This window comes from Wolbachia endosymbiont of Diaphorina citri, assembly GCF_013096535.2.
Taxonomy (GTDB): domain Bacteria; phylum Pseudomonadota; class Alphaproteobacteria; order Rickettsiales; family Anaplasmataceae; genus Wolbachia.
This window is the reverse complement of record NZ_CP051265.2, coordinates 494,237-509,707: the sequence shown is the minus strand read 5'-3', so window position 1 is coordinate 509,707 and position 15,471 is coordinate 494,237. Positions and strand designations below refer to the sequence as shown.

Here is a 15,471-nt window from a genome sequence, read left to right as displayed (position 1 = left end):
TTGCTAGAATTGATAAACGTGAAATATAATATGTTAGCCATCATAGAAAGATACAATAAATCTAAAGAGAGTACTCACTTCACTAAACTTAAGGCTAGTGGAAGATTTGCTGTCTACGCTTTTTGTATATATTTGGCGACTACATTTACCATTGGCTGTTTGGGATTAATAATGGGATCTTTCCTCTTAACCTTACCACTTGCTATGCTCATCTCCAACCCTATAGCTTGGATCTTAATGGGAATAGTGCTTGCAGCGACATACAAGATGGTTATTGAACCTTTATTTTACTTGGTAAAAGGTTATGTTGATGAAAAAGGAACTGTAAAGGAAGAAAAGAGTCCAAAAGAGCAAAAATTCACAAGAAGTAAATCACTGGATAGTGGACTAGATACTATATCAAGACAAACAAATGATTCGGATAAGAGGGTACGTAGAAATTCCTATTCTCCATCTACAGATAGTGGTATTGTACCAGGAAGTGAACCTGCCTCAAGTAACAATAGTCGTAGAAATTCTAATGCTTCAGGAGATAGTGGTTTGGGTGGCAAAGAGTTTCATGAAGATTTACAAACTCTTATGCATCAGACAAATAGAGAAAATTACTATTACTGGCTACAAGAACATGATATTTCTCATATTGCAAGAGCTGTATATAACTATTCAGAAAATTCAAGTGGCAATATACTTTTTTGTATTCCTGGTGATGTGAGTACTTTAAACTCAAAACTGAAAGAGTATAAAATAGAACAAGGGAACACAAAAAAAATCTTTGCCTCGATTATTAATTTAGGAGGAAATCATTGGGTAACACTGATAGTCACATGTAATGGTAACAGACAATTTAGAGCTTATTATTGTGACTCATTTGGTAATAAATTACCAAATGAGGTTGAAGGAAAGGTAAAAGACGATATAAGTCTTGCTAATGAGATTGCTGAGAAGTGTCTAGTACCCTTAAGTAATGAGGTGGGAAGTTTAATACGGGAAAGAGAAAATAATCCAGATAATGCTAGCCTTAAAGAGAAAAAAGATGATGTTGAAAAAACATTAGGTCATGCAAGAGAAGATAGAAATAAGTTAGTTAGTAAGCCAATTGATACTAGTTATATAGTGGGCATATTGCAGGAAACCTTAGAGATAGGAAATGATAGCATAAAGAGTTCTGCGGTTGATCAGCAAAAAGATGGCTGTAATTGTGGAGTATTTGCTTTAGAAAATGCTCATAGGATTACGGAAATGCTCAACGAGGATAAATCATTTGATGAAATTGACAGAGAGTTATCAAAGTACAAGCCTAGGCCAGGACAATTGTACGAGAAGAGAAGAGAGTTCGCAAAAGCACTTATGGAGGATGAAGAGTGGAAAGAATCCATTGCTGAAGGTGGAATTTTACATGCTGCTCTACAGCAGCTTAGTCTTGAAGATAGTAAGAAAGAGGAAACACAACCTGCCACAAGTTCATTTGTGCAAGATGTTATAATAACAGCTTATAACAGTGTCAAAAATGCATTTTTTAGCAACTAAAAAGCCTGTGTCTCTCCAAGTAGGAAATCTAACTATTGATTCTCCAGTTATTTTAGCGCCAATGTCTGGAGTGACTGATTATCCGTTTAGGAGTATTGTAAAAAAACTTGGTGCAGGTTTGTTAGTCTCAGAAATGATTGCAAGCAGAGCTATGATCATGCAAACTCGCCAGAGCATGCAAAAAGCAAAAGTCGATGAACTAACCGCTGTACAACTTGCTGGTTGTGAGCCTGATGTTATGGCGGAAGCTGCAAAGTTAAATGAGGACATGGGTGCAAAAATCATAGATATAAATTTTGGTTGTCCAGTTAAAAAAGTTGTAAACGGTTACGCAGGGTCAGCACTTATGCGTGATGAAAAAAAGGCTGCTGAGATAATAGAAGCTGTAGTCAAGGCAGTGAGTGTGCCAGTTACAGTAAAAATGCGTACTGGATGGAATGACGAAAATCGTAATGCTCCGCGCTTGGCAAAAATTGCAGAAGATTTGGGAGCAAAGATGATTACTGTACATGGAAGGACAAGGGCACAGCTTTATAATGGTCAAGCAGATTGGAAATTTGTTAGAAATGTTAAAGAGCAGGTAAAAATTCCAGTTATAGTAAATGGAGATATTAAGAGTTTGAATGATGTTCAAAGTGCACTTAAAGAATCTGGGGCAGATGGAGTAATGATAGGTCGTGGTGCTTACGGCAAACCTTGGCTGATTAATCAAGCAATAAACTTTTTGAGTGGAAATAAAGTTTCTGAGCCAACAGCCTCAGAGAGATTAAGCATAATACTCAAGCATTATGACAGTATTCTTGAGTACTATGGAAGCGATACAGGAATAAAGATGGCCCGCAAACATATAGGATGGTACAGTAGCGGGCTTCAAAACTCATCTGAATTTCGTGTAAGAGTAAATAACATAATAGACAGCACAGAGGTGAAAGAAAATATAATTGATTTTTTTAGTTAAAAACAGATTAAACATACTGCCTCATTAGCTATATTCAATTTGAATGATCATAGTGCGATGCCACCACACTCTCTTCTTCATCAGAATGTAATTGATAACTATTATCACTCAGCAATTTTTCGTCATAAGTCTCAATATCAAAATATTTTTCATATTTATCTATATTTTCACAAAGCGAAAGTGCTTTCACCTTATTCATAATCAGACCCGTACCAGCAGGAATTAATCTTCCTACTATAACATTTTCTTTTAACCCACTCAAAGGATCACTCTTTCCGCAGAATGCTGCTTCTGTAAGTACTTTTGTTGTTTCTTGGAAAGAGGCAGCAGAAATGAAGGAATTAGTTTCAAGGCTTGCTCTAGTAATTCCCTGCAGAATAGGAAGATAATAAGCAGGTCGTTTTCCAGAGTTATTCATAGCATCATTTTCTCTATCAACTTCCAGCTTGTCGATATTTTCTCCAATTAAGTACGTAGTATCACCAGGATCGGTAATTTCTACTTTTTGTAGCATTTGCTTTAAGATCACTTCTAAATGCTTGTTATCTATGCGCACACCTTGCAATCTATAAACTTGCTGTATTTCAGAAATCATATAGTGTGCTAACGCTTCTAACCCAAGCACACGTAGAATATCATGAAGATCAGGATCGCCATCCATCAATAAATCACCTTTACGCACAAAATCACCTTCATTGACTATTACATGCTTACTTCTTGATACTAAATACTCAACTGGAGAAGCTTGCTCATCTACAGGTTTAATTGCTATACTGCGTTTTCCTCTACGGTCTTTTTCAGAGAACGTTACATAGCCGTCTATTTCACTAACGATAGCATGCTCTTTAGGACGACGTGCTTCAAATAATTCTATAACCTTAGGCAAGCCACCAGTAATATCACGAGTTCTAACTGACTCTCTCGGCGTTCTTGTGATAACATCACCTGCATGAACCTTTTGGCCATCCTGTACATTGAGTACTGCGCCAACTGGTATAAAGTAACATGCTTCCACACCACTTGCAAGTGTTATTACTTTTTCATTATCATCAAGCAGTGCAATACGAGGACGTAAATTAGCTACACCAGAGTGCAATTTCCAATCTTTTACTACTCTATTTGATATTCCTGTAGATTCATCCATCACTTCAGTGATCGAGATTCCATCTTTTAAATCCTGGTAAGATATTGTACCACTCTTTTCCGTAATAATAGGTAGTGTATACGGATCCCATTCCGCAACTTTATCACCAATTTTTACTAACTCACCCTCATTTACATAAAGTTTAGCACCATAAGGTACACTGTGCTTCAATTTTTCACTACCAAGGCTATCAATTAAGACGACTTCACAGGAACGGCTTATCACAATTTTATTTCCGTTTTTATCTATAATTATATTACTGTTGTTTAATTTTATTCTAGCATTAATAGAAGCTATAATATTTGAGGATTCAACACTTCTAGTCATTACTCCACCTATATGGAAAGTACGCATCGTTAACTGAGTACCTGGCTCTCCAACAGATTGAGCAGCGATAACACCAACTGCTTCACCTATTGAAACAATTTTACCAGTTGCAAGGTCTCTTCCATAACACAAAGAACACACACCAGGACTTATTTCACAAGTTAAAGGCGATCTAATTTTTATAGCATCAAGACCTGCAATGTTGATTTGCTTTACTTTATCTTCATCAATTAATTCCCCTGCTTTTAATAATAACTCTTTGGTTACTGGGTTATATATATCATTTGCAGCTGTTCTACCTAGTACAACACTCTCTAGAGATGCAACTATAGTACTCCCTTCAACTATAGCTCTTACAATAAGGCCATTTTTCGTTTTACAGTCATGTTTTGTAACTATGCAATTTTGAGATACATCAACCAAGCGACGAGTTAAGTATCCAGAGTTTGCAGTTTTAAGTGCAGTATCAGCTAAACCTTTACGCGCCCCGTGAGTAGAATTAAAGTATTCAAATACATTCAATCCTTCGCGAAAATTAGAAATTATAGGTGTTTCTATAATTTCACCAGAAGGTTTGGTCATTAACCCTCGCATTCCTGCTAACTGCTTCATCTGGGAAGTAGAACCTCTTGCACCGGAGCTAACCATCATATACACTGAGTTGTACTTACTATTTTCATCATACACAGATATCGCTTTTAACATATCATTCGCTATTATATCTGTGCACTTAGACCACTCATCTATAACTTTATTATACCTCTCACTTTTAGTGATTAGCCCGTCTTGATACTGTGCAGAGAATTTCTTAATTTCACCCCTTGTATAATCAACGTGTGTAGCTTTAGTTTCAGGTATGACCATATCGCAACGACTAAAAGAAGTACCAGAAAATGTAGCATACTCAAAGCCAAGTGTCATCAATTTATCAGAAAATACCACTGTAGCACTTTGACCGCAGCTACGATATACTAAATCAACTATACTAGTTATTTCCTTAACTGTTAATACCTGATTTATTAAATCGAAACTTAGATTCTCATGTTTAGGAAAAATCTGCCATAATATTAAACGTCCAGGAGTTGTAAAAATAGTTTTATACTGAATGTTTCCATCGCTATTGATGTATTCCATTTTGTACTTTATATGAGAATGAATATGTAGACTACCGTTATTTAAGGAATGCTCAACTTCACAAAAAGCACAAAAAAGTGGTAAATCATCCTCCTTAAGTTGCTGTAAAGTTAGGTAGTATATACCAAGCACTATATCTTTACTAGGAACTATAATCGGTCTTCCATTAGAAGGACTTAAAACGTTATTAATTGACATCATCAATACTCTAGCTTCAAGTTGAGCTTCCAATGAAATTGGCACATGTACTGCCATTTGATCACCATCAAAGTCAGCATTAAATGCTGTACAAACAAGTGGATGAAGCTGTATTGCTTTACCTTCAATAAGGACTGGCTCAAAAGCCTGAATACCAAGCCTGTGTAGCGTAGGCGCTCTATTTAGCAAAACAGGATGCTCTTTTATTACTTCTTCAAGCATATCCCAGACTTCTGGCTTTTCTGCTCTTATTAACTTACTAGCAAATTTTATAGTTGGAGCCATTCCATATATTTTAAGCCTTGAGTAAACAAAAGGTTTGAATAACTCAAGAGCCATTCTTTTCGGTAATCCACACTGATTTAGTTTCAAAGTTGGACCAACAACTATTACAGAACGTCCAGAGTAATCTACCCTTTTTCCTAAAAGATTCTGACGGAAACGACCTTGCTTTCCTTTCAGCATATCGCTAATAGACTTTTTATATCCAGTAGCGCCAGGTTTATTTACCAGAGCATTACGACGACTATTATCAAAAAGAGAATCAACTGCCTCTTGTAACATTCTTTTCTCATTACGAATCATAATCTCAGGAGGATTTAAACTTAACAATTTTCTCAATCTATTATTTCTATTAATAATAGTTCTATAATGATGATTTAAATCAGAAACTGCAGGTCGACCACTTTCAAGCGATACCAAGGGACGCAAGTCAGGTGGTAAAATAGGTATAGCTGTAAGTATCATCCACTCAGGTCTGTTTCCAGACTTGATAAAATTTTCAACAATACGTAATCTCTTTATAATTTTCTTTCTTCTCATTTCAGAAGCAACAGACTCTAACTCCTGTCTTAAATTCTTCCTAATTTCATGTAAATCAAGGTGTGTTAGCAATTCTCTTATAGCTTCAACACCTTGCATAGCTATAAAGCTATCGACTCCATAGCTATCTTTAGCTTCATTATAAGCTTTCTCACTAATAATTTCACCTTTTTCAAAAGAGGAAACAAGAGGATCTATTACAACATAATTATCACTATATAAAATACTTTCGATATCTCTAAGAGACATATCTAATAATGCTCCAATTCTTGAAGGAAGTGACTTCAAAAACCATATATGAGCAACAGGAGATGCAAGCTCTATATGACCCATTTTTTCTCTTCTTACTTTAGAAGATGTAACTTCTACTCCACATTTTTCGCATATACGGCCCCTATGTCTTCTTTTTTTGTACTTTCCACATAAACATTCATCATCATTGACAGGACCAAAAACTTTAGGACAAAATAATCCACCTTTCTCAACTTTGAATGTACGGTAGTTTGCAGTTGAAACATCCGTTATCTCTCCATAAGACATACGTTTAATACTTTCAGGGCTAGCAATGGAAATTCTAACCTCATTAAAAGATTGCGCTATGTTAGTATGAGATATATCTTCAATTACTATGTCATTTTGCTTCAAATCCACATTAAAACACAAGGAACGCAACTCTTTTATCATGACATTAAAGGATTCAGGAATTCCACATTCAAAGTTACTGTCACCTTTTATTACCGATTCATAAATCTTAACCCTTCCATTAATATCATCAGACTTCACAGTTAACATTTCCTGCAAAGTGTAAGCAGCACCATAGGCTTGCAATGCCCAACATTCCATTTCACCAAAACGCTGACCACCAAAATGAGACTTTCCTCCAAGAGGTTGTTGAGTAACCAAACTATAAGGACCTACTGAACGCGCATGAATTTTACCATCTACTAAGTGATGCAACTTAAGCATGTACATGTAACCAACTGTAACTTTGCGATCAAACTTCTCACCCGAGCAACCATCATATAATACAACTTGCCCAGAGTTATCCAATCCAGCAAGTTCAAATAGCTTTACTATTTGTTCATCTTTTGGACCTTCAAATACAGGTGCAGTAACAGGAATGCCATTACGCAACTTATACGCAAATTCAATGAGGTGATTATCATTAATGTCGCGAATGTTATTACAAATAGATAAATTACTGCCACAACTATAAACCTCAATCAGGAAGTGACGTAAACTACTGTGTGCATCTTTACAAGAGTTGAAATAATTCTCTACTAATGTAGTCAATTCATTATCTAATTCATCCTTATTAGTCGTATCTAAAATAGAAGACGTTATTTCATCATCATTAACATCCTCAAATTTTTTATTATCAAGATATAATGCTGCAAATTTTTCAAAATCATCATCACTGAGAGATCTAATTGCCTCACAAAAAGCACGTTTGATTTTATTGATCTCATCAAGAATATTGCCTACTTTTTCTCCTAATTTTTTACAAGCCCAACCTACATGCGTTTCCAATATTTGCCCTACATTCATTCGTGAAGGAACGCCAAGAGGGTTAAGAATAATATCAATAGGAGTACCATCTTCTAAATAAGGCATATCTTCTACTGGAACAACTCGAGAAATCACACCTTTATTTCCATGTCTACCAGCCATTTTATCCCCTGGCTGCAAACTATGTTTTACAGCAATAAAAACTTTTACTGACATCGACACACCTTGAGGCAGATCATAACCTTCATGCAATTTTTCTACTTTTCGCTTAAAGTTTGCTATTGCATGTGATACTTTTTCATCAAAATCTTTTTTTAAGCTCTCAACTTGCTTAGAAATAGATTGGTTTTTCAATCCTATATCCCACCATCCCTCACGTTCAATAAAATTAATACTTTCTCGATCTTGAGAGCCAGAATTAATAAGAATTTTTCTTAATTCATCATAGAAATATTGATTAATAACATTGATTATATGGTCTCGTTCTTTCTCAAAATCATTTACCTCTTTTTGCTTAATAAGAAACGCCCTTTCGTTTTCTTCTTCCCCTCTGCGTGTAAAGACCTGCACATCAATCACTATCCCTTCAATATCTGGAGATGTATATAAAGAGGAATCCACACAATCGAATGACTTTTCACCAAAAATTGTCATTAACAATTTTGTCTCAGGAGGCAATGAAAGAGAATGCTTAGGTGTAACTTTCCCCACCAAAATATAACCTGAACCAACTCTTGTACCAACCTTTACTATACCACTATCATCCAAGTGATAAAGATTTTCTTCATTAACACCTGGTATGGCACGAGTTATTTTTTCCGACCCTAAAGGAGTGTCATGTACAACACATTCAAATTCTTCTATATGAATAGAAGTAAATAGATCTTTTTTAACAACTTCACTAGAAATAATGATTGAGTCTTCAAAATTATAACCTTGCCAAGACATAAAAGCGACTAGCAAGTTTTGGCCAAGTGCCAATTCACCGTTATTAATAGCAGGACCATCAGCTATCACATCACCTTCCTTAACACAATCACCTACATGCACCAGTGGTTTCTGGTTAATACAAGTATTATGGTTAGAACGCTGAAATTTTCTTAGATGATAAATATCTACATCTAAGTAGTTAATTCCTTCTTTGTCAAAAGCACGTATAACTATAGAGTTACTATCTGAGCTGTCAACTATGCCACCACGTTTTGCTAAAACTACAGCACCAGAGCCAGAAGCTACGAAAGACTCCATACCAGTAGCAACCAAAGGAGCAGTAGACTTCAATAAAGGTACAGCTTGACGCTGCATATTTGAACCCATTAACGCTCTATTAGCATCATCATTTTCTAAAAATGGAATTAAAGAAGCAGCAACCGATATTACCTGCTTAGGAGATAAATCAATGTAACTTACTTGATTACTATTTACCATTACAAAGGTACCAGCATACCTACAGTATAACATATCATCAACAAAGCAGTTGTTTTCATCAAGCTTTGCGCTGGTATCGGCTATATAATATAAACCTTCATCTATAGCAGACAGATACTCAATTTGATCAGTAACAACCTTATTAACTACTTTCCTATAAGGGCTTTCAATGAACCCATATTTATTAATACGAGCGTATATAGCTAAGCTGTTAATTAAGCCTATATTCTGTCCCTCAGGAGTTTCAATAGGGCAAATTCTTCCGTAATGAGTTGGATGAACATCACGCACTTCAAATCCCGCTCTCTCTCTTGTTAAACCACCAGGACCTAACGCCGACAACCTTCTTTTATGTGTTATTTCAGATAATGGATTAGTCTGATCCATAAATTGAGATAATTGGGAAGAATTGAAAAAATCTCTTAAGACATTGGTTAACACTTTTGGGTTTATAAAATCAGATGGAGAGACTTTATCTAAACTAGAAGTAGACATAGAATCAACTACTGCCCGTCCCAATTTTAATAATCCAGTTCTAAATTGATTTTCTATAAACTCTCCAACTGAACGGACTCTTCTATTTGCTAAATGATCAATATCATCTACAGATCCTTGACCATCACGTAACAATACTATTTTTCTTATAATTTCAATAATGTCTTCATGTGTTAAAGTAGTTAAACTTTCTTCATAATTTAACCCAAGGCAAGAGTTAAGTTTTAATCTACCAATGTTAGACAAATCATAATATTCCGGACTGAAGAAAAGATTACGAAAAAACTCCTCTACTATCTTTAAAACAGGAACTTCACCAGGACGCAAAACCTTATATATTTCATATAGAGCGTTCTCATAAGACATGTTTTCATCTAAGAAAAGTGTATTTAATATGTAAGGTCCAACAGAAACATTATCTATGTTCAACACTGATATTTTATCTATAGATAATAATTCAAGCTTTTTTATATCCTCTAATTTTATAGATTCACCAGCAGATAAGATTTTTGTAGAACTAGCACTATCTATTAAATCTTCTGCAAGAAATAAACCACATATAGAATCATAAGGAATTAGATACTCTTTCAACCCGTTATCATATAGATTTTTAGCTAATTTCGAAGTAATACGAATATTAGCTTTAAGTAACACATTGCCTTCAACATTCTTTAAATCGAAAGGAAGCCTCACTCCCTTGAATTTATCAGGGAAAAAAGGTACTTTCCAGCCACTTTTATGTTTTATATAGTCTATTTTTTCATAAAATTTATTAAGTATGTCATTATTTGATAAGCCCAAAGCCTTTAATAAAACTGATATTGGCAATTTTCTCTTTCTATCAATACGAAAATACAAATGATCTTTAACATCAAACTCAATATCAAGCCAAGAACCTCTATAAGGAATAACTCTAGCAGAATAGATCAATTTGCCAGAATTGTAAGTTTTTCCCTTATCACTATCAAAAAACACTCCAGGAGATCTATGCATTTGTGAAACGATAACTTTCTCTACGCCATTGATGATGAAAGTACCTTTATCAGTCATCATAGGCAGTTCACAAAAGCGAACCTCCTGCTCTTCAGCAGATTTTATAATAGTTGCAAGTTTAGAATGATCATCATCTTCTTTAACTTCTTGATATTTTTCAAGAGAAACACCATCCTGCATAATAACAAGACGTATAGAAGCAATAACCTGAGCAGAAAAAGTTATACCACGTTTTATACACTCAGATTCACTATACTTAAGATCATCTACCCTACAATTCAAAAATTCGATAGTAGCCCTATGCAAAGGATCAGATATTGGAAAAATTGTATGAAAGATAGCTTCAAGTTTTTCATTACTCTCATTATTAGGAGTAAAGGAATTATATGACCCCTTTTGGACTTTAACCAAATCCAACAAAGAATCTTTTAAATCAATCGACCTGGAATAAGAAACCCTAGGAACAAAAGCACTAGAAGCACACATATAAGAAGAATCAACCATTAAAATACCTTCACTAATTAAAAGAGCTATATCAACATAAAATTAATATACTAACATTTTATTCAAGCTCAACTTTAGTTGCTCCTGCTTCAATAAGTTTTTGCTTAATTTTTTCTGCTTCGTCTTTAGAAACATTAGCAGTCAAATCTTTGGGTAAAGACTCAACTAATTCTTTCGCTTCTTTTAAATTCAATGTAGAATTAACTTCTCTAATAGCTTTAATCACTCCTATTTTTTTGCTCGCATCAATCTCTTTGATTACAACTTTATATTCAGCTTTTTCTTGAGCAACAGGAGCAGCAGCATTATCACTAATAGGCACCCCAGCACCAACAGCTCCACCAAGAAAAGAACCACCAGGTAACCCTATTTTTTCTTCTAGAACTTTTACAAGTTCAGAAGCCTCTAATAGATTTAAAGATAATATTTTATCAACCAAATCACTTGTTACATTATTCATAATTACCACCTTATTTAACAACAAATTTATTTTTTAGAACTACAGTAATCCAAAATTCTCATAAGCCTCATAGAAGATGAATTAATAAATAATGCTAACCGAGCAGGAATATCATAAGATATTAAACGCATAATTTTAACACGCAATTCATCCAGAGAAGGCAACTTAGCCAGTTTATTAACATCTTCCACTGTTAACAATTCATTTATATGAGCCGCGCAAATCACAGACATTTTTTCTTTGTTAGCATTAATAAAATCAACTATTAACTTTGCAGCTTCTACTATAGCACTAGAGTATATAATAGCAACAGAACCAGAAAATTTACCTGATAAATAAGAAAATTTACCAGTCCTTTCCAAAGCCAAGCGCGCTAGAGTGTTTTTAACTACTAATACCCCACCTGCTATAGACTTCAGGCTATTCCTCAGAGTTAATGAATCATTAGCATTTATAGATTTAAAATTTACTAATATCAAGAAATCATTATTTACAAATACGTTTATTGTGCTCTGTATAAATTCATCCTTATTTTTACGCTTCACAGTATCACTCCCTAATTATATCTTCCACTTTGCTTATCTTATAAGCTTTACCCATAGTTGAATTTAAAAAAACACCCTTAAAGTAAATTCCTTTCACAGAAATAGGTTTATTATCTTTAATTACTTTAAGAAAGGCTTTTAAATTTTCTAGCAAGTCATCAATATCAAACTTAATATTTCCTAATTTACCATGAATAACACCATTTTTATCTGTTCTAAATTTTATCTGACCAGACTTAATGGTTTTAATAGCTTCTGCAATGTTAGAAGTCACAGTACCAAATTTAGGGTTAGGCATCAGCCCTTTAGCACCCAATACTTTTGCAATAGGAGTAATTTTTGCCATAAAATCAGTAGTAGTAATGCACCAATCAACATCTAATTTTCTACCTTTTTTTATTTCTTCAACTAAATCCTCCCCTCCTGTAATATCAGCACCAGCTTTTTCAGCTTCTAATAAATGTTTATCTTGAGCGAAAACAGCTACTTTAATATTCTTCCCGATACCTTTAGGCAAAACTACTGTACCACGCACCTGCTCTTCAGATTTACGTGGATCTACACCTAAATTGACTGCAATATCAACTGATTCATTAAATTTTGCTGAAGCAGACTCAACAATCTTCTCCAAACACCGCTTAGAATCATCATTATATGTACTCATTTACCTAACCTTCCACAACTTCTATACCCATAGATTTTGCAGTGCCTATAACCATCTTCACTGCTGAATCTTCATTATCCACTTTCATATCAACCATCTTACACTTTGCCACTTTAATGATAGCAGACATAGATAATTTAGCCACTAATTCTTTACCAGAATTACCAGAACCTTTACTTAATTTAGCTTCCTGCTTAAGCAAATAAGCCACAGGCGGACCGCTGACAGTAAAATCATGAGAGCGATCATCCTTTATGGAAATTCTCACTGTTACTAAATCACCTACTTTATAACTAGCGTTAGCAGCGCTAGTAGCTTTATTAAAAGCTTCACAAAATTTAGGAACAGGTATACCACGCGGGCCAAGTACTGAAGCAATTTTCGGCCCTGGAACTGCTTTTCCAGCTTCCATAAGCAAGTTAATCTTAGCAACTACATTACTCATAATTAATCCTCTATTTTCTCTACTTGAGCCAAATCAAGCTCTATTATTGTTGGCTTACCTAAGATTGATACTTCAATATTAATAATTTTTTTCTCATCATTTACCATATCTACCTTACCAGTAAAATTTTGAAAAAGACCATCATTAATTTTTACTTTTTCACCTTTCTCATAACCATAGCTCAACTTTTTCGTTTCTTGAGCATTGTAAAGCGCACTACACATTGAGCGAATCTCATTATCCTCAATCACCTTTGGAACATTACCATTTTTCAAAAATCCATAAACCTTAAGAGATTTTGGTATATTATTAATAAAATTTAATACCTCATCGCATAAATTCATGTATAAAAAGACATAACCAGGAAAGGACTTCCTTCGTTTAGCATTTTTTTTAGATTTTAAATCCATCTCACTTAATTCTTCACAAGGAATAAAAACTCTATTAAAATAATTATTAATATTCAATCTCATAGAATTTTCTAATATATATTGGTGCACTTTCTCTTCATAATTAGAGGCAACTCTTAAAATGTACCACTTATATCTATTAAATTCCTTACGTTTTAAAATTACCTCATCATCTGAAATCATCTCAAAATGACCAGACTCATCACCACAAAACCCAGTCATTTGATTCAAAATATTTTTGCTTTCATCACACAGATGCATACATATATATACTTCACATAACTCCTTTATATCAGATTTTACATCACATGCTGTCTGATAAGGAATAAACACCTCCTTAAAGTAAACAGTATTGGTTGCCAACTCGCATATATCCTTCTCATACCCGTAATCGACTTTAATGATATACCATTTATACTTATATTCCATAAATAATTCCAAATAAAGTCTTAATTACGTAAAGAGACATAAAATCTACGAAGCAAAAGAAAATCGAAAAGCATAATATAACAGTTATTACAATAAACAAAGATGACAATACCTGCTGTTTTTTTATCCAAGCAATTCTCCTTATTTCTTGCTTTATATCGCAAAAAAAAACATACAGGTTTTTTAACATTTCTACCATAATATTAATGCAGGAGTGATAGGAATTGAACCTACAACCTCTGGTTTTGGAGACCAGCGCTCTACCAATTGAGCTACACTCCTATAATTCAAAGTTTACTCTAAAATCTCCGAAACAACTCCAGAACCAACAGTTCTACCACCTTCTCTTATCGCAAAACGCAATCCTTTATCCATTGCTATTGGTACTTGCAACTCCACTTCTATACTTACATTGTCCCCTGGCATTACCATCTCCTTTCCATCTCGCAATTTTATGCTCCCAGTTACATCCGTTGTCCTTAAATAAAACTGTGGCTGATAATTTCCAAAAAATGGTGTATGCCTTCCTCCTTCTTCTTTCTTCAATATATACACCTCCGCATTAAATTTCTTATGCGGGGTTATTGTTCCTGGTTTTGCCAATACTTGCCCTCTCTCCACTTCTTCTCTCTTTGTTCCTCTTAGTAGTACTCCTACATTGAGTCCTGCACTTCCCTTGTCTAGCAACTTCTTAAACATCTCAACACCAGTACATATCGTCTTTTGCGTCGCTTTCAGACCTATTATCTCTATCTCATCCCCTGTCTTTATCTCCCCCTTCTCTATTCTTCCTGTTACTACCGTTCCTCGCCCCGATATTGAAAATACATCTTCTATTGGCAATAAAAACGGCAAATCTATAGGCCTTGGAGGTACTGCCACATACTCATCTAACTTCTCCATCAATTTATCTATTGATTTCTTTCCATACTCACTACCATCATCCTCTAATGCTTTTAATGCAGATCCAACTATCACAGGCACTTCATCACCTGGAAATCCATACTTACTCAGCAACTCTCTCACTTCCATTTCCACCAAATCTATCATATCAGCATCAGCAACATCAGCTTTATTTATATATACCACGACATATCCAACACCCACCTGTTTTGCCAGCAATATATGCTCTCTCGTTTGTGGCATCGGCCCATCAACCCCTGACACTACCAATATCGCTGCATCCATCTGTGCTGCACCTACTATCATATTCTTTACATAATCAGCATGCCCAGGGCAATCAACGTGTGCATAGTGTCTCTTTTCTGTTTGATATTCAACATGCGCTGTTGCTATTGTTATCCCTCTCTTTCTTTCTTCTGGCGCTTTATCTATTTGATCATATGCTACAAAATTACCATAATGCTTTGTTATCGCCGCTGTTAACGTTGTCTTCCCATGATCCACATGTCCTATCGTTCCCACGTTTACATGCGGCTTTCCAAATGCTTCTACTATCGCTGTCATAATTACTAACCT

The 15,471-nt window shown here is 34.7% G+C and carries 10 protein-coding genes and 1 tRNA gene; 2 read left to right on the top strand and 9 right to left on the bottom strand.

Going from position 1 to position 15,471, the window contains the following annotated elements; genetic code table 11:
* The first annotated feature begins 30 nt into the window (after positions 1 to 30).
* Positions 31 to 1,527, top strand: a complete 1,497-nt coding sequence (locus HGO49_RS02255) for a hypothetical protein (protein WP_167316285.1) — start codon at positions 31 to 33, stop codon at positions 1,525 to 1,527.
* The gene (dusB, locus tag HGO49_RS02250; protein ID WP_017532111.1) at positions 1,508 to 2,485 is read left to right on the top strand and encodes a tRNA dihydrouridine synthase DusB; all 978 of its coding nucleotides are present in this window, start codon (positions 1,508 to 1,510) and stop codon (positions 2,483 to 2,485) included. Before HGO49_RS02255 ends, dusB begins: the two co-directional genes overlap by 20 nt.
* A 34-nt stretch (positions 2,486 to 2,519) precedes the next feature.
* On the opposite strand, the gene HGO49_RS02245 is transcribed toward dusB, so the two are convergent.
* The 9 genes from HGO49_RS02245 to tuf form a co-directional block, all read right to left on the bottom strand.
* Positions 2,520 to 11,039, bottom strand: a complete 8,520-nt coding sequence (locus HGO49_RS02245; RefSeq protein ID WP_017532112.1) for a DNA-directed RNA polymerase subunit beta/beta' — start codon at positions 11,037 to 11,039, stop codon at positions 2,520 to 2,522.
* 58 nt (positions 11,040 to 11,097) lie between these two features.
* Complete coding sequence (rplL, locus tag HGO49_RS02240) at positions 11,098 to 11,499, bottom strand: 50S ribosomal protein L7/L12 (RefSeq protein WP_017532113.1); 402 nt, start codon at positions 11,497 to 11,499, stop codon at positions 11,098 to 11,100.
* Positions 11,500 to 11,525: 26 nt separating this feature from the next.
* Positions 11,526 to 12,044 (bottom strand): 50S ribosomal protein L10, encoded by a 519-nt coding sequence (gene rplJ, locus HGO49_RS02235; RefSeq protein ID WP_017532114.1) that lies wholly within the window; start codon positions 12,042 to 12,044, stop codon positions 11,526 to 11,528.
* Between the two features lie 4 nt (positions 12,045 to 12,048).
* Positions 12,049 to 12,708 (bottom strand): 50S ribosomal protein L1, encoded by a 660-nt coding sequence (gene rplA / locus HGO49_RS02230; RefSeq protein ID WP_017532115.1) that lies wholly within the window; start codon positions 12,706 to 12,708, stop codon positions 12,049 to 12,051.
* A gap of 4 nt (positions 12,709 to 12,712) precedes the next feature.
* Positions 12,713 to 13,153 carry a 50S ribosomal protein L11 gene (locus tag HGO49_RS02225; protein ID WP_010406829.1) on the bottom strand — a complete coding sequence of 147 codons (441 nt, stop codon included), beginning with the start codon at positions 13,151 to 13,153 and terminating at the stop codon, positions 12,713 to 12,715.
* A 2-nt stretch (positions 13,154 to 13,155) separates the two neighbouring features.
* Positions 13,156 to 13,992: a transcription termination/antitermination protein NusG gene (gene nusG, locus HGO49_RS02220; protein ID WP_017532116.1), complete on the bottom strand. Its 837-nt coding sequence runs from the start codon at positions 13,990 to 13,992 to the stop codon at positions 13,156 to 13,158.
* Entirely contained in the window at positions 13,982 to 14,182 is a 201-nt protein-coding gene (gene secE, locus HGO49_RS02215) for a preprotein translocase subunit SecE (protein ID WP_007301991.1), read from the bottom strand. The genes nusG and secE overlap by 11 nt, the downstream gene beginning before the upstream one ends.
* Positions 14,183 to 14,201: 19 nt before the next feature.
* A tRNA-Trp gene (locus HGO49_RS02210) sits at positions 14,202 to 14,274 on the bottom strand.
* A gap of 12 nt (positions 14,275 to 14,286) precedes the next feature.
* Positions 14,287 to 15,459: an elongation factor Tu gene (gene tuf, locus HGO49_RS02205; protein ID WP_017532483.1), complete on the bottom strand. Its 1,173-nt coding sequence runs from the start codon at positions 15,457 to 15,459 to the stop codon at positions 14,287 to 14,289.
* Between the last annotated feature and the right edge of the window lie 12 nt (positions 15,460 to 15,471).